This is a genomic window from Paracoccus sp. IB05 (assembly GCF_016405985.1).
Taxonomy (GTDB): Bacteria; Pseudomonadota; Alphaproteobacteria; order Rhodobacterales; family Rhodobacteraceae; genus Pseudogemmobacter.
In genome coordinates, this window is sequence record NZ_JAEFCF010000002.1 from 198,288 (window position 1) to 218,605 (window position 20,318).

The 20,318-nt window shown below is 64.6% G+C and carries 20 protein-coding genes; 10 read left to right on the plus strand and 10 right to left on the minus strand.

The window, feature by feature from the left end; genetic code table 11:
• Positions 1-16 precede the first annotated feature (16 nt).
• Both JC607_RS02485 and JC607_RS02490 read right to left on the minus strand, forming a co-directional pair.
• Positions 17-1,555, minus strand: a complete 1,539-nt coding sequence (locus tag JC607_RS02485) for a sugar ABC transporter ATP-binding protein (protein WP_198835361.1) — start codon at positions 1,553-1,555, stop codon at positions 17-19.
• Positions 1,555-2,211, minus strand: coding sequence for a DUF2291 family protein (locus JC607_RS02490; protein ID WP_198835362.1), 657 nt, complete (start codon positions 2,209-2,211; stop codon positions 1,555-1,557). Before JC607_RS02490 ends, JC607_RS02485 begins: the two co-directional genes overlap by 1 nt.
• Positions 2,212-3,027: 816 nt before the next feature.
• Here JC607_RS02490 and JC607_RS02495 point away from each other — a divergent pair.
• The 7 genes from JC607_RS02495 to JC607_RS02525 all read left to right on the plus strand — a co-directional run bounded on the left by JC607_RS02495 (position 3,028) and on the right by JC607_RS02525 (position 10,373).
• Entirely contained in the window at positions 3,028-4,596 is a 1,569-nt protein-coding gene (locus tag JC607_RS02495) for an FGGY-family carbohydrate kinase (protein WP_198835363.1), read from the plus strand.
• 1 nt (position 4,597) lies between these two features.
• On the plus strand, positions 4,598-6,103 hold the full coding sequence (locus JC607_RS02500) for a glycerol-3-phosphate dehydrogenase (RefSeq protein ID WP_198835364.1): 1,506 nt from the start codon (positions 4,598-4,600) through the stop codon (positions 6,101-6,103).
• Positions 6,100-7,032 (plus strand): sugar phosphate isomerase/epimerase, encoded by a 933-nt coding sequence (locus tag JC607_RS02505; RefSeq protein WP_198835365.1) that lies wholly within the window; start codon positions 6,100-6,102, stop codon positions 7,030-7,032. Before JC607_RS02500 ends, JC607_RS02505 begins: the two co-directional genes overlap by 4 nt.
• 44 nt (positions 7,033-7,076) lie before the next feature.
• Complete coding sequence (locus JC607_RS02510; protein WP_198835366.1) at positions 7,077-8,024, plus strand: sugar-binding transcriptional regulator; 948 nt, start codon at positions 7,077-7,079, stop codon at positions 8,022-8,024.
• Between the two features lie 12 nt (positions 8,025-8,036).
• Complete coding sequence (locus tag JC607_RS02515; protein WP_198835367.1) at positions 8,037-8,816, plus strand: triose-phosphate isomerase; 780 nt, start codon at positions 8,037-8,039, stop codon at positions 8,814-8,816.
• A gap of 10 nt (positions 8,817-8,826) precedes the next feature.
• Positions 8,827-9,300 (plus strand): RpiB/LacA/LacB family sugar-phosphate isomerase, encoded by a 474-nt coding sequence (locus JC607_RS02520; protein ID WP_198835368.1) that lies wholly within the window; start codon positions 8,827-8,829, stop codon positions 9,298-9,300.
• Between the two features lie 101 nt (positions 9,301-9,401).
• Positions 9,402-10,373, plus strand: coding sequence for a class 1 fructose-1,6-bisphosphatase (locus JC607_RS02525; RefSeq protein WP_198835369.1), 972 nt, complete (start codon positions 9,402-9,404; stop codon positions 10,371-10,373).
• Positions 10,374-10,388: 15 nt separating this feature from the next.
• Here JC607_RS02525 and JC607_RS02530 read toward each other — a convergent pair whose 3' ends face one another.
• The 5 genes from JC607_RS02530 to JC607_RS02550 form a co-directional block, all read right to left on the minus strand.
• Positions 10,389-11,315, minus strand: coding sequence for a glutaminase (locus tag JC607_RS02530; RefSeq protein ID WP_198835370.1), 927 nt, complete (start codon positions 11,313-11,315; stop codon positions 10,389-10,391).
• Positions 11,316-11,387: 72 nt separating this feature from the next.
• Positions 11,388-12,680 (minus strand): F390 synthetase-related protein, encoded by a 1,293-nt coding sequence (locus JC607_RS02535; RefSeq protein WP_198835371.1) that lies wholly within the window; start codon positions 12,678-12,680, stop codon positions 11,388-11,390.
• Complete coding sequence (locus JC607_RS02540; protein WP_198835412.1) at positions 12,677-13,492, minus strand: MBL fold metallo-hydrolase; 816 nt, start codon at positions 13,490-13,492, stop codon at positions 12,677-12,679. Before JC607_RS02540 ends, JC607_RS02535 begins: the two co-directional genes overlap by 4 nt.
• Positions 13,482-14,456 carry an NAD(P)-dependent oxidoreductase gene (locus tag JC607_RS02545; RefSeq protein WP_198835372.1) on the minus strand — a complete coding sequence of 325 codons (975 nt, stop codon included), beginning with the start codon at positions 14,454-14,456 and terminating at the stop codon, positions 13,482-13,484. Before JC607_RS02545 ends, JC607_RS02540 begins: the two co-directional genes overlap by 11 nt.
• Positions 14,456-15,469: a 3-oxoacyl-[acyl-carrier-protein] synthase III C-terminal domain-containing protein gene (locus JC607_RS02550; protein ID WP_198835373.1), complete on the minus strand. Its 1,014-nt coding sequence runs from the start codon at positions 15,467-15,469 to the stop codon at positions 14,456-14,458. The genes JC607_RS02545 and JC607_RS02550 overlap by 1 nt, the downstream gene beginning before the upstream one ends.
• A 105-nt stretch (positions 15,470-15,574) precedes the next feature.
• Between JC607_RS02550 and JC607_RS02555 the strand changes: the two genes are divergently transcribed.
• The 3 genes from JC607_RS02555 to JC607_RS02565 all read left to right on the plus strand — a co-directional run bounded on the left by JC607_RS02555 (position 15,575) and on the right by JC607_RS02565 (position 17,901).
• Positions 15,575-16,174, plus strand: coding sequence for a TetR/AcrR family transcriptional regulator (locus JC607_RS02555; protein ID WP_198835374.1), 600 nt, complete (start codon positions 15,575-15,577; stop codon positions 16,172-16,174).
• Positions 16,175-16,177: 3 nt separating this feature from the next.
• The gene (locus JC607_RS02560) at positions 16,178-17,200 is read left to right on the plus strand and encodes a sulfotransferase (RefSeq protein ID WP_198835375.1); all 1,023 of its coding nucleotides are present in this window, start codon (positions 16,178-16,180) and stop codon (positions 17,198-17,200) included.
• A 212-nt stretch (positions 17,201-17,412) separates the two neighbouring features.
• Positions 17,413-17,901: a hypothetical protein gene (locus JC607_RS02565; protein ID WP_198835376.1), complete on the plus strand. Its 489-nt coding sequence runs from the start codon at positions 17,413-17,415 to the stop codon at positions 17,899-17,901.
• 18 nt (positions 17,902-17,919) lie between these two features.
• On the opposite strand, the gene JC607_RS02570 is transcribed toward JC607_RS02565, so the two are convergent.
• From JC607_RS02570 to JC607_RS02580, 3 genes are all read right to left on the minus strand, one after another.
• Positions 17,920-18,426 (minus strand): flavin reductase family protein, encoded by a 507-nt coding sequence (locus JC607_RS02570; RefSeq protein WP_198835377.1) that lies wholly within the window; start codon positions 18,424-18,426, stop codon positions 17,920-17,922.
• A gap of 72 nt (positions 18,427-18,498) precedes the next feature.
• Positions 18,499-19,134: a flavin reductase family protein gene (locus tag JC607_RS02575; RefSeq protein ID WP_198835378.1), complete on the minus strand. Its 636-nt coding sequence runs from the start codon at positions 19,132-19,134 to the stop codon at positions 18,499-18,501.
• Positions 19,135-19,137: 3 nt separating this feature from the next.
• The gene (locus tag JC607_RS02580) at positions 19,138-20,295 is read right to left on the minus strand and encodes an HPP family protein (RefSeq protein ID WP_233092566.1); all 1,158 of its coding nucleotides are present in this window, start codon (positions 20,293-20,295) and stop codon (positions 19,138-19,140) included.
• Positions 20,296-20,318 lie beyond the last annotated feature (23 nt).

Consider the following 20,318-nt stretch of genomic DNA (forward strand, 5'->3'; position numbering starts at 1 on the left):
TCCCCGAACTTCGCTCTTAAGCCGCGTGCTGTTCGCCAGAGGCGGCCATGATCATTTCTTTGGTGGCGTCTGCGCCGAATTCAGCCGTGATACGGCCCTTGTGCATGACGATGATGCGATGCGCGATCGACAGGCATTCGCTGACTTCCGATGTGGTGTAAACCACGGCGAGGCCGCGTTTCGCGCCTTCTGCCAGCAGGCGGAACACCTCGGCCTTGGCGCCGATATCGATCCCGCGCGAGGGCTCGTCCAGCAGGATCACCTGCGGATTGGTCGCCATCATCTTGCCGATGACCACCTTTTGCTGGTTGCCGCCGGAAAGCGAGCCAATCGCCGCATCCGGGCCAGAGGTCTTGACGGTCACGCGTTTGATCGAATCGGCGATCAGTGCCTTTTCCGCCCTGCGCGAGGTGAAAAGCCCGCGGGTAAAGGCGGTGATCGAGGCGAGCGACAGGTTCTGCCCCACCGACATCGTCTGCACCAGCCCGTCGCGCTGCCGGTCTTCCGGCACCAGCGCAAGCCCGCGCGCGATCCGCTGCGCGATGGAAAGATGCGAGATCTCTTCGCCTTTCAGCTCGATCCGGCCCGAGGCCGCATGCAGCCGCCCGGCCAGCGTCTCCATCAGCTCTGACCGCCCGGCGCCCATCAGCCCGTAGATACAGACGACTTCGCCGGCCTTCACCTCAAGCGAGAGGTTGTCGACCACGTTATAGGCATTGCCGCCCGGATCGGGCACAACCATGTTTTTAACGGCAAGCGCGGTCTGGCCGAACTCATACCCGTCCGGCGGCGCGCCGAGATTGTAATTCTCGCCCACCATATTGCGCACGATCCAGTTCAGATCGATGTCAGCGCGCGGCGCCCAGGCGGTCATCGCGCCATCGCGCAAAACCACAGCGTGATCGGTGATCAGCAGGGCCTCTTCCAGGTGGTGCGAGATATAGACGATCGACACGCCCTTAGTGGTCAGGTCATTGATGACCTTGAACAAAACCTCGACCTCGGTCGCGGAAAGCGCCGAAGTCGGCTCGTCCATGATCAGGATGCGACTGTCGACGGAAAGCGCGCGGGCGATTTCCACAATCTGTTGCTGACCAAGGCGCAGATCCTCGACCGGGGTGAGCGGGTCGATATCCTGCTCCAGATCCTGCATCAGCTTGCGGGCCTGGCGCTCTTCCTCGGCGAAATCGACGCCCAACGGGCCTTTGATCTCGCGGCCCATGAAGATGTTATCGCGCACGGAAAGATTGGGGGCGAGGCTCAGCTCCTGGTGGATGATCGAGATGCCCAGATCGCGGGCATGGGTTGAATTCTGGAAATGGACCGGCTGCCCATCCAGGATGATCTCGCCCGAGCTCGGCTGGATGACCCCGGAAAGGATCTTCATCAGCGTTGATTTGCCGGCGCCGTTTTCGCCGAACAGCGTGGTGACCTGGCCGCGATGAATGTCGAAATTCACGCCCTTCAGGGCATGAACTGCGCCGTAGGATTTCGCCACATTGCGCGCGGCAAGCACCACTTCGGCGGTGTCGAATTTGGCTGTCTCAGTGCTCATCACTGCACCGTCACGCTGACGGGGGTGATGCGCCACATTTTGGCATTGATCAGGGTGAAGGCACCGGTCACCTCCAGCGTCTTGCCGGTCAGGTTCGCTGTGTCGATCCCGTCCAGAACGGCGGTCTTCATCGCGCGGTTGATCGCCGAACCGGCATCCTGATACTCGATCTGGTTCTTGAAGGCGCCGAATTCGATATCGCCGGGCGCGTCACGCAGGTCGGTGCCATTGATCGCCGGCCCGGTCTGAAGCCGGACGCTGATCCCTTCCGGCATCCCGTCAATCGCCATTTCATAGACGCCCGATTTCGCCTCGCCCGCGACGCCGGTGAATTTCACCATCATCACGGTGCCGGTGGTCGCCGGGGTGCCATATTCCTTCGCTGCCGCCGCCTTATCGGCCTGGACGGCCTGGGCGAGCGTCACCACATCCACCGCTTTCGCGATCACGGCGTCTTTGATGCGGGGAAACTCGGCCTGGCCATAAGTGTCGGGCGAGAAGGCCTGCTGGCGGGTATCCGAGTCAGAACCGACCCGTACCACGGTGGTGTCGAGCGCGATTGCCGCGATCACGGCCAGAACAATCGCGCCGGCGATCCAGATCCTGCGACGGCTTTCGCTGCGCGGCGCGGCTGCGGTTTCCAGGCTTTGGCTCATGATTTGGTTCCCGGGAGAGTGATGTCTGAGAGAAGCGGCAGGCGGGGCATCAGGGGGCCAGTGCCAAAGCGGGCATGGCCGCCGGCGGCGAAGGCCAGAACGTCCGTTTGCATGCCTTTAACTCCTCACCTTGCGACGGTCCCGGGTGTCACGCTCCTCAACGCGCTGGCTTTGGACCAGGGGACTTTCGCCTTCGTTTGCGGCCTTTGTGATATTATAGTGATATTTAATCCGTCAAGTAAGATATGAAATGAGGCGGCTGCAGGCTTTGAAATTTCCGGGAAGGGCGGGCTGATCCGGCCGATTCCTTCGGTTGAGACCTGGATGGCAATCCGCACGGCCGACATGCTGCTATAGCAGCCGATTCGCGCTGCAATACAGCGAAATGACATCTCAATATATTGATTTAATGTGACTTGTGAGCGGATATTGCCGCGGATCCACCTCTGGTTGCGCTGTGGCGGTCTGACGGTAATGGCCAGCCTTCTCCATGTGGTCCGCTGGGAAAAGGACTGTCCGGAGGCGGGAGCCTGTCCGGAAGACTATATGAAATAAATTACTTTGTCCGTAAAAAAATTCATTCACTATGGTATGATTGTGGGATATATCTCGCGCAGGGCTGCATGGCGAAATGCGGGCCTGGATTATTCAGCCGAAACGGGGGAGGTCGCGGATGCGACCGGATCGGCGGGAGGGATGGATTGCATATCGGCTTTCATATCGGGCGGCAGAGAGATCTTGCTCCGGCATCCCTGCGGGTCCGCACTGGCGTGACCGCCGCAAGGGCTGTCATGGCGGCTGGGGGAGGGTCCGGACATGGCCGGCACTGAGATTCTGATCGGAATTGACGCGGGCACTTCGGTGATCAAGGCGGTGGCCTTTGATCTCGCGGGGCGGCAACTGGCCTCGGCTGCGGTGCCGAATCGCTACGCGACTGCCGCTGACGGATCGGCGACGCAGCCCCTGGGTCAGACCTGGGATGATTGCGCCCGCGCCTTGCGCGAGTTGGGCGAGCTGGTCGAAGGGCTGGCGGGGCGCACCGCAGCGCTGGCGGTGACGGGGCAGGGCGACGGCACCTGGCTTGCCGGGGCGGGGAACCGCCCGGTCGGCGATGCCTGGCTCTGGCTGGATGCCCGCGCGGCGCCGACGGTCGAGCGGCTCGCCCATTGTGCTGAAAACCGCGCGCGGTTCGAGGCCACCGGCACCGGGCTCAACACCTGCCAGATGGGCAGCCAGATCGCCCATATGCAAAGCTTCCGGCCCGAATTGCTGGCGGCAGCCGAGGTCGCGCTGCATTGCAAGGACTGGCTTTACCTCAACCTCACCGGCGTTCGGGCAACCGACCCGTCAGAGGCGAGTTTCACCTTCGGCAATTACCGCAACCGTCAATATGATGACACGGTGATCGCAGCTTTGGGGCTTGAGGCGCAGCGCCACCTGCTGCCGCCGATCGTCGAGGGCACCGAGGTCACGCATCCGCTTTCGCCCGAGGCGGCGGCGGCGACTGGCCTGCTGGCCGGAACGCCGGTCAGCCTCGGCTATGTCGATATGGTGATGACCGCGCTTGGCGCCGGGGTCTATGGCGGCGGCGGTCAGGATGTCGCCTGTTCGACCGTGGGCTCGACCGGGGTGCATATGCGCGCAGTCAGATGGCAGGATGTGCATCTGAACGAGGAAGGCACCGGCTATGTGATCTGCCTGCCGGTCCCCGGTGTGGTGACCCAGGTGCAGACCAATATGGCGGCGACGCTGAATGTCGACTGGGCGCTTGGCCTGGCCGGAGACGCGCTGAAAGCCTTTGGCCATGAGGTCAGCCATAAAGAGCTGGTCTCGCGCATCGACGCCTGGCTTTCCGAAAGCCAGCCCGGCCAGATCGTCTACCACCCCTATATTTCCGAGGCCGGCGAGCGCGGGCCTTTCGTCAATGCCCAGGCCCGTGCGGGGTTCACCGGGTTTTCGCAATATCACGGCTTCCCCGATCTCTTGCGCGCGGTGACCGAGGGCCTCGGACACGCCATGCGCGATTGCTACGCGGCGATGGGCAAACTGCCCGGAGAGTTGCGGCTGACCGGGGGCGCGGCGCGGTCGGGCGCTTTGCGTAAGATCTTTTCGGCTTCGGTTGATGCGCCTGTCCGGGTATCAGCCCGCGATGAGGCCGGGGCCGCCGGGGCTGCGATGATGGCCGCCGTTGCCATCGGTGCTTATAAATCCATGGATGATTGCGTCAGTGAATGGGTGATCCCGCTTTTGGGCGCGCCCGAAGCCCCCGATGCGGGCCTTGTTGACGCCTATCACCGCATCTTTCCCGCCTATCAATCGGCGCGGCAGGTTCTGGTCCCGGTCTGGGATCAGCTGTCCCGCGCCCGCCGCCCGTCAGGAGAATGACATGACCGATATGATCGACCTCTTTGTGATCGGAGGCGGCATCAACGGTGCCGGTATGGCGCGCGATGCAGCCGGGCGCGGGCTCTCGGTGGTGATGGCGGAAAAAGACGACCTCGCGCAGGGGACATCCTCGCGCTCGGGCAAGCTGGTGCATGGCGGGCTGCGCTATCTGGAATATTATGAATTCCGCCTGGTGCGCGAGGCGCTGATCGAGCGGGAGGTGCTGCTGAACGCCGCGCCGCATATCATCTGGCCGATGCGTTTCGTGCTGCCGCATTCGCCGACCGACCGCCCGGCCTGGCTCGTCCGGCTTGGCCTCTTCCTTTACGATCATCTGGGGGGCCGCAAAAAGCTTCCCGGCACCCGGACGCTGAACCTGCATCGCGACCCGGAAGGGGCGGCGATCCTGGATCAGTATAAGAAGGGCTTTGAATATTCGGATTGCTGGGTCGATGACGCGCGGCTGGTGGCGCTGAACGCGCTTGGCGCCGCGGAAAAGGGTGCGACGATCCTGACCCGCTCGCCGGTGACCTCAGCCGTGCGTGAGAATGGTGGCTGGACCGTGACCGTCCGCAATCACAAGGGCGAAGACCAGGTCTTCCGCGCCAAATGTATCGTGAATTGCGCCGGTCCCTGGGTCTCGGACGTGATCCAGAATGTCGCCCATACCAAATCGACGCGCGGCGTGCGGCTGGTCAAGGGCAGCCATATCATCGTGCCGAAATGGTGGGCGGGGCAGAATGCTTACCTGGTGCAGAACCACGACAAGCGCGTGATCTTCATCAACCCCTATGAGGGCAATATGGCGCTGATCGGCACCACCGATATTCCCTGGGAGGGCCGCGCCGAAGATGTCGAGATCAATGAGACCGAGATCGACTATCTCCTGAAATGCGTGAACCGCTATTTCAAGGAAAAGCTGCGGCGTGAGGATGTGGTCCATGCCTATTCCGGCGTGCGGCCATTGTTTGACGATGGCAAGGGCAACCCTTCGGCTGTCACCCGTGACTATGTGTTTGACCTGGATGAGACCGGCGGCGCGCCGATGCTGAACGTGTTTGGCGGCAAGATCACCACCTTCCGCGAGCTGGCCGAGCGCGGGATGCATAAGCTGAAACATGTCTTCCCGCAGATGGGGCCGGACTGGACCGCGACAGCGAAACTCCCCGGTGGCGAGATGCCGAACGCGGATTACGAGAGCTTTATTGAGACCCAGCGGGAGGCCTTCCCCTGGATGCCGCGCGCGCTCATCCTTTACTATGCCCGCCGCTATGGCAGCCGGATGAAGGATCTCATCGGGGGGGCAACCTCGGTCGAGGGTCTTGGCCGGCATTTCGGCGGCGATCTTTATGAGGCCGAAGTGAAATACCTGGTGGCGAAAGAATGGGCGATGGAGGCGGAAGACATCCTCTGGCGCCGCACCAAGCACAAGCTGCACCTGACGGCGGAACAGATCGAAGGCTTCACCACCTGGTTTGACGGCTGGAAAGCGGGGGCGCGCGCATGAAACTGACGCTTTCCCTGAACACCAACCCGCTGGTGAACCGTTTCGCGGAACCCTCGGACCTGATCGAGACCGTGGCGCGCGATCTGAAGATCCGCGACCTGCAGCTGACGCATGAATTCATCAACCCGTCCTGGCCCGCCCCGGTGATCCGCCGTCTGACGCGCGAAATGCAGGCGGCTCAGGCCCGCACCGGGGTGCGGGTGACCTCCGGCATGACCGGGCCCTACGGGCGGCTGAACCATTTTGGCCACCCGGACCCGGACGTGCGCCGCTATTATACCGACTGGTTCAAGACCTTTGCCGATATCACCGCCGATCTGGGCGGGGTCTCGGTCGGCACCCAGTTCGCGATCTTCACCTATAAGGATTTCGACGATCAGGCGCGGCGCGAAGAGCTGACGCAGATCGCCATCGACCATTGGGCCGAGGTCGCGGAACATGCCAAAGGCGCGGGCCTGAAATATGTCTATTGGGAGCCGATGTCGGTGGGCCGCGAATTCGGCGAGACGATCCGCGAGGCCATCGCGCTGCAAGACCGGCTGACGGCGGCGAATATGGCAGTGCCGATGTGGATGATGGCCGATATCGACCATGGCGATGTCACCAGCCCGAACCCCGATGACACCGACCCCTATGCCTGGGCGCGGGCGGTGCCGAAGCTTTCGCCGATCATCCATATCAAACAGTCGATGATGGACAAATCCGGCCACAAGCCTTTCACCGCCGATTTCAACGCCAAAGGCCGCATCCAGCCCGAGCCGCTGCTCGCCGCCTTCCGCGAAGGCGGTGCGGTGGATAACGAGATCTGCCTTGAACTGAGCTTCAAGGAGCGGGAGCCGAATGACCGCCAGGTGATTGCGCAGATCGCGGAAAGCGTTGCCTTCTGGGCGCCGCATATCGACACCGGTGTGCAGGACTTGCATATCTGACGCCGCCTTAACCCCAGGGCAACAGCCTTAACCCCAGGACGACAATGGCACCGCGCCGCGACATTGATCCAGAAGACAGCCTCGCGATCCGCGCGGCCTGGCTGCATTACGCAGGCGGGCTGACCCAGGCCGCGGTGGCGAAACGGCTGGGGCTCGCATCCGTCAAGACCCATCGGCTGATTGCAAGGGCGGTGCTTGAGGGCGCGGTCAAGGTCACGATTGACGGCGACATCGTCGAATGTGTGGAATTCGAAGACCAGCTGTCGCGCCGCTACGGGCTGGATTATTGCGAAGTGGCGCCGGATCTGGGCGAAGAGGGGATGCCTCTGCGCGCGCTCGGCATGGCGGGCGCCGGGTTTCTGCGGCGCGAGATCGAACGGGGCGAGACGCCGGTGATCGGTCTGGGCCATGGTCGGACCATGCAGGCGACCGTGCGACAATTGCCCAGGATCAATGCGTCCGGCGTCAGCTTTGTCTCGCTTTTGGGTGGGCTTACGCGCAATTACGCGGCCAATCCGCATGACGTGATGCACAGCCTTGCGGAAAAAACCGGCGCAATGGCCTTTGTGCTGCCGGTGCCGTTCTTTGCCCGCTCGGTCACGGATCGTGAGGTTCTGCTGTCGCAGCCCGGCGTGCGCGAGATCTTTGATCTTTCCGCCGGGGCCGGGCTGAAACTGGTGGGGATCGGCACGGCGGATGCCGGGGCGGGGCTGGTGGCCTCGGGCATGATCGAGCCGCGCGAGATTGAAGAGATCACCGCCACCGGCGGCGCGGGCGAGATGCTTGGCCATTTCTTTGACGCGCTCGGGCGCGAGGTGGAAACCGGCCTGACCGCCCGCACGCTTTCGGTCGGGTTCCGGCCCGGGGGGGACCGCATCGTCGCCATCGCTGGCGGTGCCGACAAACACCACGCCATCCGGGCCGTGCTGGCCAGCGGCCGGCTGAGCGGGCTGATCACAGATGAGCCGACAGCGCGCGCGCTGCTGGACTGAAGAGGAAAGAGAATGGCACAAGAGACCTGGACCGGGAAAACCTGGATCGGCACCAACTGGAAGATGCATAAGGACTGGGCCGCCGCAAAGCGCTTTGCCGAGGGCCTGATCGCATCAGACAAAGATCGCGACCCGCGCATCCAGCGTTTCATCATCCCGCCTTATCTTTATGTGCGTGAAATCAAAGCGATGCTGAAGGACACGTCGGTCAGGGTCGGCGCGCAGAATATGCATTGGGAAAGCGAGGGCGCCTTCACCGGCGAGATTTCCCCGATGATGCTGAAAGATGCGGGTCTCGATATGGTCGAACTCGGCCATTCCGAACGCCGCGAGATGTTTGGTGAAACCGATGAAGGCGTCGGGCTGAAGACCGAATCCGCGATCCGCCATGGCCTTTTGCCGCTCATTTGCATCGGCGAGACACTGGAGGACCGCAATTCGGGCCGCGCGTCCGAGGTGCTGGCGAAACAGACCCGTTCTGCGCTGGAGCGCCTTTCCCCTGAACAGAAACAGGCCGAAATCCTGTTGGCCTATGAGCCGGTCTGGGCGATCGGCGTCAATGGCATCCCGGCGAAAGCCGATTACGCCGATGCGCGTCAGGCTGAAATCATCGCCGTCGCCACCGAGGTTCTGGGCCGCCGCGTGGCCTGTCTTTATGGCGGCTCGGTCAATCCCGGCAATTGCGAGGAACTGATCCAGTGCCCGCATATTGACGGTCTTTTCGTCGGTCGCTCGGCCTGGGAGGTCGAGGGCTATCTGGGTATCATGGCGCAAGTCAGCGCCAAACTGTGAGGGAAGACAGATGAAACTTGCAATCGCAGGCGACAGCGCCGGTGAAGGTCTCGCCAAAATCCTGGCCGACCACCTGAAAGGCAAATTCGAGGTCTCGGAAATCTCGCGCACCGATGCCGGCCCGGATGCGTTTTACGCCAACCTCTCGGACCGCGTCGGCTCCGAGGTCATGGCGGGCAAATATGACCGCGCGATCCTCGTTTGCGGCACCGGCATCGGCGTCTGCATCGCGGCGAATAAAGTGCCGGGGATCCGCGCGGCGCTGACCCATGACACCTATTCCGCGACCCGTGCGGCCCTGTCGAACAATGCCCAGATCATCACCATGGGCGCCCGCGTCATCGGGCCGGAACTGGCGAAAGCCATTGCCGATGCCTGGCTCTCGGAAACCGAAAACTTCGACGCCGCCGGCAAATCCGCCAGCAATGTCGATGCCATCGATGCGGTCGGCGCGAAATATAACGCGAAGCTTTCGGGCGGCTGATCCCTATTGAACAACAAGCCCCCGGGGTCTATCCCCGACGGGGCTTGTCGGGGCGCGACCTCCTCCTCCTCTCGCGCCCCACCTTATTTGCGGAGTTGCTGATGCTGACCCTGCCCGCTGATCACGCGCCTGACGGCATGCGTCTTGAAGATCACCTGACCGGCAAATCCGGCCCGGTTTCCGTGATCCGGGCCTTTGCAGAGGCGCTTCCCGGGATTGCGGCGCGGCTGGCGGCGGGGCGGCTTTATTCCGATCCGGCGGCGGTGATCGGCATCAATGAAAGCGGCGATAAGCAAAAGGCGATGGATGACGCGGCGCATCACTATGTGCTGCCTTACTTGCGCGATGCGGGCGTCCGGCTGGTGCTGTCTGAAGAGGCCGAGGATATCGTCACCCTGAACCCGGACGGGCTCTGGGATGTGGCGATGGACCCGATTGACGGGTCGAACTCCATCGGGATCGGCGCGCCTTTGGGCATGTTCTTCGCGGTCTTCCCGGCCAAAGGCGCGGATTTCCTGCGCCCGGGCAGCGAGATCGTGGCGGCGGGCTATGCGTCGATCGGCCATTCGCTGGATTACGGCTTCACGCTGGGCGAGGGCGTTCAGATCTTTGGCTACGACCCCCAGGGACGCGATTTCCGCCAGACCCATGCCAATGTGCAGTTGAAGCCGAAAGCCTCGACCATTGCCTATAACGCCTCGAACCAGCGGCATTGGGCGCAAGGTTTGCAGGACTGGGTCTGCGATATGGAACTTGGCCGCGACGGCCCGCGCGGGCGCGATTTCAATATGCGCTGGCTCGCGGCGGCGGCGGGGGAACTCCACCGCATCCTGATCGAGGGCGGCGCGTTTCTGTATCCTGCCGACAGCCGCAAAGGTTATGAGAACGGGCGCTTGCGCACGCTTTATGAGGCCTTTCCCATTGCCTTCCTGATCGAACAGGCGGGCGGCAAGGCGACGGATGGCGTCAACACGATCCTGACCCGCCTGCCCGAGGCGCATCACGAACACATTCCGCTGGTCTTTGGCGCGGCGGAAGAGGTCGATATCATCCGCGATTATCTGACACGCTGAACAGAAGCCGGGGCCTCAGAACACGGACCAGCCCATCCGCTGCGACAGCATCTCAAGCGCTTCCGCGCCCAGGAGCGAATTGCCATTCGCGTTCAGCCCCGGCGACCAGACAGCAATCGAGGCCACCCCTGGCACCACCGCGAGGATCCCGCCTCCGACCCCGCTTTTCCCGGGCAGGCCAACGCGGTAAGCGAAATCGCCCGATCCGTCATAATGGCCGCAGGTCAGCATCAGCGCATTGATCCGCCGCGCCCTGACGCCTGAAATGACCGAGCGCCCGGTCACCGGGTTCTTGCCGCCATTGGCCAGATAGCCCCCGGCGCGGGCCAGTTGCGCGCAGCTCATGGTGACGGCGCAATGGTGGAAATAGACGCCCAGCACATGGTCGGGCGGGTTGGTCAGATTGCCCCAGGAATGCAGGTAATTCGCGAGCGCCGCATTGCGAAAACCGGTCGCCTTTTCGGCGCGCGCCACCGCCGGATCGGCGCTGATCGTGTCATCATCCGAGATGAAGCGCAAAAACCGCAGGATTTCGCCGATCGTTTCGCGCGGCGCCCGGGCATGTGCCAGCAGCGCATCCGCCACCACCAGCGCGCCCGGATTGATGAACGGGTTGCGCGGGATGCCCTTTTCCTGTTCCAGCAGCACGATGGAGTTGAAGGCGCTTCCCGAAGGTTCGCGCCCGACGCGGCGCCAGAGCGCATCGCCATACATCCCAAGCGCCAGCGTCAGGGTGAAAACCTTGGAAATCGACTGGATGGAGAAAGGCAGATCCGCCTCGCCGGCGGTGAAAAGCCCGCCCTCATTCAGCGCGACCGCGATGCCGAAATGCTTCGGGCTGACATGGGCCAGCGGCGGGATGTAATCGGCGGGATGCCCGCGCTCTTCGCGGCTCGCGAGCGTGGCGGTGATCTCGTTCAGGATATCTTGCAGTTTGTCCATCACGCCAGCCTGCCCGCCACGCCCCCGCGCTGGCAAGTCCCTTTCAGACTGACCGCATTCAGGCTGCCCCTGTCAGCGCCGCACCAGCACGCGCCGCCGCTTGGCGCCCGGATCGGCGGCCAGATCGGCGGGCAATCCAGTGCGGAACGCCATCACCGGCGGGGCGCAGCCAAGGCCAGCGGCCAGGCGGGTGAGCGAATGCTCCATCGCCGGGATGGCGATTTCCCCGACTGTCGTGTCGAGCCAGACCGTCAGCCGCCCCGCCTCTTCAATCACCCGGTAATCCCTCACCGGCACCGGCAGGGTCGCCACCGCCTGGCGGATCGCGTCCGAGGGCACCATGCGCGGCCTGCCATCCGCGCCGGCCCACCAGAGGATATCATCAGCGCGCCCTTCAATCCGGTTCAGCCGCTGGCTCGCACAGCCGCAGGGGCAGGGCTCCGGATCGGGGATCAGCACATCATCGAGCCGGTAGCGCAGGATCGGCAGGCTCTGCCGGGTGAAATCGGTGATCACCGGGCAAAAGGCGCCGGTCGCTTCGTCGATCACATCGCGGTCGAAATGGATATAGCGCTCGTTCAGATGCAGCGATCCATGGCGACAGGTATAGCCCAGAACACCTTCGGTGCATTGGTACGCCTGATCCGGACGCAGGCCGAAAACAGTCTCTATTACCGCGCAATCTTCGGGAGAGAGCACTTCGGCGACCGAGATGATCCGCTTTGGATGAATGCGGATCTGCCCCATCGCCTGCGCCTTTGCGATCAGGCCGAGGATCTGCGCCGGGGCGATCAGAACGGTCGGCTTCTGCTGGTTCAGCACGGGCAGATGCGCCGCGAACTCAGACAGAAGATCGTAGAAACGAAACTGCATCAGCGGGTTCGAGAGGCTTTCATAGAGTGCGTTATTCGCACGCAGGAAAAACGCGATCCGCTGGCGCGACAAAAGCGGCGCGGGCCAGAACCGGCCGCACATCACCGCAGCCCAGAGCGCGCGCTCGCGTCTGTCGCTCAGAAACAGCCCGCGCTGCCCCGAGGTGCCGGTGGAAAGCCCCACTGCAACCTCGCCGATCATTGGGGAAAAATCGCGGCTCTCTTCGGATTTCAGCGCTATATCCAGGGCCTGATCGCGATGAATGCCACAGGTGTTGATGCCAGTAAAATGCTCCATCAGCCGGGCCTTGTTCATCATCGGCCATTCCGCAATGCGCCTTGCAGCATAGGGCGCGTGAAAGGGCGAGCGCGGCATGATCTGCTCGCGCAGGCGGCGCAGCCCGGCGGCCTGCCAGGCGATGATTTCGGCGCGCGAGCGAAAGCCGCGGCCATAACGTGCGGCCAGAAAGGCAGTGAGGGGCGAGGGGGTCACGCAAAGGCCTCCGGGCAATGGGACGGCCAGAAGGTGATGTCGGGCCGGATCCGGGCGAGATCGGCCAGCGCCGAGAAGGTGGCGAGATAGGCCGCCGCATCGCCCAGGCGGCGCAGGGTGTAATCGGGCGGCGGGCAGCCATCGCGCAGCGCCTGGCGGCTCCAGGCCGCATCGGCAATCAGGAAGGCCGGTCCGCTGATGGTCTGGGGCAGGTAAAGGCCGAACTGGCCATGACCATGGCCGGGCAGGGCCACTGCAAGCAGGCTGCCAGTGCCGGAAATGTCGTGAAACGAACCCAGGGCGCTGCCGCCATCCGGGGGTGCGGCCTGTGGGAAATCTTCGAAAAACTGCGGTGTCAGAGCCTGAATCCGCCGCCTGAGCCCCTCGGGGCAGCCCGCTTTCAGCGTGGCGATGCGGCTGCCCTGGTGCAGATGATCCCAGGCTTTGCGCGAGGTGAGGACGGGCGGGACCGGATTGATCCCGAACAGCCCCGCGACATGATCGGCATGGAGATGCGAGAGCACCACCTGCCGGATCTGCGCGCCGTGGCGGTCGAGTTGCACGGGCAGGCGCTGGTCTGCATCCAGATGCGCCGGCGTGAGCCAGCGGTAAAACCGTTCCGGAAAGGGGCGGGTTGCCTCGAAAAAGGCAGGTCCGTAGCCGGTATCGAAGAGGATATCGCCGAAGCCGGGATGGCGGATCAGCATGACGCCGGCAGGAAAGCGGATCGGCCACCAGCCCGCATCCCGGCGCGACAGCCGTGCGGGCGCGCTGCAATATCCGACGCGAAACGGGATGATTTCAGGCAGCATAGTCACGGATCCCTTCGGCAAGGGTCACTTGCGGGCAATATCCCAGATCGGCCCGCGCGGCAGAGATGTCGAGCGTCAGGCTGCGGCCCAGCGAGACCACGGCCTGGCGGGTCAGCACCGGCTCGACATCGGGGCGAAACAGGTGATGCAGGGTCTCGAACCCGCTTGCGAGCGCCATGGCGACCCCATAGGGCAGGTGCCTGCGGCGTGGGGCGAGACCAAAGAGAGCCGCCGCCGCATCGGCAAGCTGCGCGAACCGCCAGCTCTCGCCCGAGGTGATGTTGAAGACGCGCCCGCCGACATCGTGAGCGTGATCTGCGGCCAGAACCATCGCGCGCGCCGCATCCGAGACATGGGTGACATCAATCAGCGCTGCACCGCCCGAGATCAGGGGCAGCGTCCCGCGCCGCATCGCCGCCAGGAGACGCGGCATCAGCGCCCGGTCGCCGCGCCCATAGATCGCGCGGGGCCGCAGGGCCACCACCCGCATCGCGCCGGGCTGGTCATAAGACAGTGCCAATGCCTCGGATTCCGCCTTGGTGCGGGCGTAATGGGTGGCAAAGCGCGCGGGAAGGGGCGCGTCCTCGGTCAGATCCAGCCGGTCGGTGCCATTGGCATAGATGCTGGGGGAAGAGGCGAAGATGAACCGCTTCACCCCGCTGTCGCGCGCCGCGTCCAATAATCTGCGGGTTGCATCCACATTCAGCGCCTGGAAATCGCGGGCGCCCCCCCAGGCCGAAGACAGGGCGGCACAGTGAAAAACAGTCTCTGTGCCGGCTAAAACCGGCGCCAGCGGCGCCGGATCGCAAAGATCAAGCGGCAGAAATTCTGCGCCCAGTTGCTCCAGCTCTGCCCCGGCCCTCAGGTCGCGGCCCTGCGCGGTTACCCTGGTGCCTGCCGCCAGCAACTGGCGCGCGATACCGCCGCCAAGGCACCCGGTCGCCCCTGTGATCAGAACCGCCATCAGTAGCGCACCACCATGCCACCGAGCGACAGCCCCGCCGAGGTGCCGATCAGCATGGCAAGCCCGCCGCGCTGCAGGCGCCCCGATGTGATCGCGTGATGCAGGGCATTCGGGATCGAGGCCGCGATCTGATTGCCCAGCTGACCGAAGGTCCGGACCACCTTTTCGGGCGGTATCCCCAGCCGCGCCAGCCCGTGATCCAGCGCCGGGCCAGAGGCCTGATGCGGCACGATACAGGCCAGATCGTCGTAGCTGACACCCGCCTCGTCCATGAGCGCCCGGAGGAAACGCGGCAGATAGCGCGCCGAGATGCGGAAGGCGGTCTGCCCATCCATATGAAACACATTGGTGCGGTCGAGCAGCTCCGGATCGCGGGCACCGCCGTAACGGGTGCCGCCGCCCTCGAGAACACAGGCGGCCTGGCCTTCGGAATAGGTTTCAAACCGGCTTGCCAGCACGCCCTCGCCCGCATCTGCGCCCAGAACCACCGCCGCCGCGCCATCGCCAAAGATCGCCGCCGTATCGGGTTCGGACCAGTCCAGCCCGACCGAGGCGATATCGGCGGAAAACACCAGCACCCGGCGCGCGCGCCCGGCGGCAATCTGCATCGCGGCCAGATCCAGCGCCTGGACAAAACTCAGACAGGTCGCATTCACGTCATAAGAAGGAATGCCCGATTTCCCCAGCCCCAGCCGGGCCTGCACCAGCGTCGCGGTCGACGGGATCGCCTGTTCCATCACCCCGCAGGCGCCAAGGATCAGATCGAGATCGCCCGCGCGGATCCCGGCCACTTCAATCGCCTGGCGCGCCGCTTCGGTCGCCATCATCGATGTGCTTTCCTCTGGCCCGGCAATATGGCGGGCGGCAAGCCCATAGCGGTGTTCGGTGGTGCCCGCAGCCCAGCCGAATCGCTGATCTATCCCGGATGAGGCAAGGCGCTGTTTCGGCAGATATATACCCGTTCCGAGAATCCGCATCGCAGGCGGGCTGTTCCGATGGGATGTACTCTGCATGATGCACCTTATTGAACGTTGTTCACTAACCCTTGACCTGGGCCGGGCTTTGCGTCAAGAATTTTTTGAACGACGTTCATTATGCAAAACCTTACGGAGGCGAATATGAGCCGACCCCAGCGTGTGCCACGGGCAGAGCTGCGCCAGGCCATCCTTGATTCTGCGCGCGGAATCCTGGATCGCGAAGGTGCCCCGGGTCTCTCGGCCCGCGCGATTGCGCGTGAGGTCGGGTATACCGCGGCCTCGATCTACAATGTCTTCGGCTCGATGTCGGATATCCTGATGGAGGTGAACCGCGAGACCTTCGCCCGGCTCGAACAGCTGTTCGACTCGCTCCCCGAAGCCGGAACCCCTGCCGCGCGGCTGCATCTGATCTGCCAGAGCTATATCTCTTTCATGCGCCGCAACCCGGCTTTGTGGAGCGCGCTCTTCGGCGGCATGCGCCAGCGCGAGACTTTCCCCGCCTGGTATGGCGAGGCGGTCCGGGGCCTGATGGGGCGTCTGACAGAGTTGCTCCGTGAACATGCGCCCGATCTGGATGGCAATCGCGCCATGCGGCTGACCGAACAGCTTTATGTCGCGGTGCATGGCGCGGTGGCGCTGGAGGTGGACCGCCGGCTCGACATCCTGACCACACAAAGTGCCGGCGAAATCGCGGCCTCGGTGCTGGATGCGATGCTCAGCCGGCTGAAGCCGAAGGGCTGAAAGATGGCGGGGGCGTTCATTCTTGGATCGGCGCGCTGCGGATCGACGCTGGTCTCAGATCTGATCCGGCTGCATCCCGAACTGCTCAGCCTCTCTGAGGTGTTTTCCACGGCCGGCGCGCGGGCCTTCCCGCCCGGTCAGCTTTCGGCGCGGGACTTCTGGCGCGGCCTCGCGGAGCCGACCCGGATCGGGTCGCTGGCCGGCAATCCGCTGCGGGCGCCGCGCGAGTTTCTCTATGGGCGCCAGGAGGGCAACCGCCATGACCCGTTTCGCTGCCCGCCGCTCCTCCAGGTGGCGCTGCCGCATCTGACTGACGCGCCCGACGACCTCTTCGACCGGCTGGCGGCGGAGGTTGCGGCTCATCCCCGGCAAGGCGTTGCGGATCACTATCGCCAGCTGTTTGGCGCAATGGCCATGGCCCGCAATCGCCGGCTGTGGGTTGAACGCTCGGGCGGCTCGCTGGTGGCGACGCGGACGCTGGCACGCCTGTTTCCCGAGGCGCGCCTTGTCCTGCTGACGCGGAGCGGCCCGGAAACCGTGCTCTCGATGAGCGACTATCCCGCCACCAGGCTGGCCGCGCGGATGTGGCAGCGGATGCGGGGCTTTGGCATCGACCTGCTTGACCCCGACAGCCATTACGGGCGCGGGCGGATCTGGCGGGCCCTGCAGGCGCTGAGCATTGCGATGCCGGTTGCGCCTATGCTGGATCGGCCCGCCGATCCGCTGCTGCTGGCGCGGTTCTGGTCGGCCATGATGATCCGGGGCGCGCGCGCGCTTGCGACCCTGCCACGGGCGCGCTGGCATCACCTTTCCTATGAGGCGCTGATCGCGGCGCCAGAGCCCGAACTGGCGGCGCTGGCCTTGTATCTGGGCGTGTCGGCCCCGGCCGGCTGGCTGCGCGAGGCGGGGGCCCGGCCGGCGCAACGCCCGTCTCGCGCGGACCGGCTTGCCCCCGCTGAGAGGGCGCGTCTTATCGCGGCCTGCGCCCCGGGCGAGGCCGCGCTGGCCGCCCTGATCCGAGGCTGACCGGGCGGCTGCTCGGGCGGCAGTTCCGGGCGCGTTTCCCGCGCGGGATCTGGCACCTCCGGGGAGGTAAGAGCTAATTTTAATGTTTCGAATGCCCCCGGCCCCCGCTGGGAAAACCTTGTCTTAAGCACGCCTCTGCTTTGCTCCTCTTCGCGACGGGTGAGGGTTGGACGATCAGATGATCCCGCCGCCAAGGTGGAAAGGGGTTCGTCATGAAACATGTCTCGGCCCGGATGCGGGTGGGCTTTGCAGTCCTGTGCTTTTCAATCGCCAGCGGAGCAATGCCGCCGCTCAGTCCGGGAAAGGCCGTGGCGCAGATGCGGCCGGCCCATATCGGCACGATCAAGGTGGTGCGGGCCGACCCCGGCGGTCTGCTCGCGGTCAGGGAACGCGAGGTCCGGCGCCTGCGGGTCAGCGGCGACCGCGTCGAGCTGCGCGGCACCTGCAATTCGGCCTGCACGATGTATCTCGGGCTCGACAATATCTGCGTCCACCGCCGCGCGAGCTTTGGCTTTCATGGCCCGAGCTTTTACGGCAAGCCGCTGCCAAAGCCGGAATTTGACCACTGGTCGCAGATCATGGCGCAGAATTACCGCGAGCCGCTTCGCAGCTGGTTCCTGGAAACGGCGCGCTACACGATCGACAGCCCTCTCCGGGTGAGCGGGGCAGAGCTGATCCGCCTCGGCTATCCGGAATGCTGATCGGGGGGACCCGGCAGATCAGCTGATATCCACCGCCCGGCGATAGGCGCGCTGGCCGTAAAGCAGGGTCGCGGGGTCTTCCGACAGGGTCACACCGGTGACATGGCCGACAAAGATATGATGGGTTTCCCAGTAAAGCGCGGTGGCAAGGCGGCATTCAAACACCGCCGTCGCCCCCGCGATTTTCGGCTGGCCAAGACTTCCGGGCTGCCAGGGCATCTGGGCAAAGCGCGCGTCATGATCGGCCATGCCGCTGCGGCCGGCAAAGATATTGGCGATCCCGTGCTGGCCCTCATGCAGCAGATTGGCGCAAAAGGCGCGGTTCTTCAGGATCGCCGTCGCGGTCGAGCTGCGGTGATGGATACAGGCCAGCAGCGAGGGATGGTCGCCATCCGCTGAAACCGAGGTCAGCGAGGAAATCGTCACGCCAAAGCGCCCGCCTTCGCCATCCGTGGTGGCGACGGCGACAAAGGTCGCAGCCCGGCTCATGCCTTCGACAAAACATCTGCGCAGTTCCGGGTCCATGGAAGGGCCTCCTGTACATTAGTACAAATTTATTGCATTGAGCGGGCAGGAAATGCCAGCGAAAAACGTGCTTCAGCCCGGGTCTTTGGCAATGCGGTCCTGCCAGAACGGGCGCTCCAGCCGGAACACATCGCGCGTGCGCACATAATCCGCGCCAAAAGACCGCCCGACGAGGTCAAGCCCGGGCGTATCGACATGGCCGCGCGCCTCATCCAGCACGAAACGATCCTCGATATGGATCGACAGCACCTCGCCGACGATCAGCATCTGCCGGGGCCCGGTCGCCACCCGCTGCAGGAGGCGGCATTCCAGGGCCACGGGGCTCGCGGCTATCCGGGGCGGCGCGATTTTGACCGAAGGCGTCAGCTCGAGCCCGGCCAGTTCCGCCTCGCTCACGCCTTCGGGTGCGTCGATCGAGGTCAGGTTCATTGCCCCGGCCAGCGCGAAAGGCACCAGGTTCACGACGAACTCGCCGCTGTCGAGGATGTTCTGTGCGGAATGTTTCAGCCCGCCATCGCGGCCGGGGCTGATCCCCAGTACGACGGTGGGCGGCTCATCCCCCATCACGTTGAAAAAGCTGAATGGCGCGGTATTCACCACGCCGGCGGCGGATTTCGTCACCACCCAGGCGATGGGGCGCGGCATGACCGTCGCGACGAGCAGCTTATAGGCGATCGCTGCCGCGCTACTTTCCAGATCGAAATGCAAATCTCAGTCCTCTTCCTTGCGCTGATGTGCCAGCGCAGCGATCAGATCGGTGCGGGTGACGATGCCCAGGATACGCGTGCCTTCGAGCACCGGCACCGCATCATTCGGCCCCTCGGCCAGCAACGGCAGCAGATCATGGACCGGCGTGCCGGGGCTGCGGGTCGGCACATGGGGGTCCATCACCTCCCGCGCCCGAACGGTACGCCCGCCCGCGGCGCCCAGCAATCGCGCAAGGTTTGCGGTGAAACGGGTGCCGCTCAGCCGCGCGTCCTCGGCGCCGCGCCGGATCAGATGGATCTGAAAGATCACGCCCAGATAGCCGCCATCCGCCGCCACCACCGGCAGCGAGGTAAAGCCCCGGTCGCGAAAGATCGCGCCAACCTCGGTCAGGGGCGTCTCGGGGCCAACGGTCACCAGGTTGCGCGACATGATCTCGCCGCAGGTAATGCCCTCGGTCTGATGCCGCGCGGCCAGGAGTTCGGCGGCCGAAATCAGCCGGGCGAGGTCTTCGACGCCGATATTGGCGCTTTGGTGAAATTCCTGCAGCAGCCCGGCCAGTTCCGCGCGCGAGACGCCGAGCCGGTCAAGCGGGCGCGGATCGGGCTCGCCGGGCGCGGCGGTGGCAGGCTGGCGGAACGGATAGCGCCGCCCGGTCAGTGCCGCCACCAGTGCGGCCACCGGCACCAGCGCCAGCGTGCCAAGCGCGACCGGCACCAGCACGTAGAGAAAGCCGAGCTCCGCCGCCGCATGCGGGGCAAGCACCGTCGCCAGCGCAACCGCTCCTCCCGGCGGATGCAGGGCGCGGCTCAGATGCATCGCCAGCACGGCAAGCGCCGGGGCCAGCACGATCCGCAGCTCCGGTGCCTCGATGGTCAGAACCAGCGCCACGCCGACAAGGGCCGAGACCGCATTGCCCACCACAGCCGACCAGGGCTGCGCCAGCGGGCTGTTTGGCACAGCGAATAAAAGCACCGCGCTGGCGCCAAAGGGCGCGATGACGAAGAGCCCCCAGGCCGAGGCGCCCGGGTCGGGGCTGAGAAACAGGATCAGCGCCGCCATGCCGACAAACATGCCCGCCGTGGCGCGCAGGGTTTCGGTCCAGCCGGTAAAGCCCATCGCGGGGCCGGCATGGCGCAGTGTCCGGCGCAGATATTGTCCCATGGCGGCCTCCTGTTGCGGCGTGT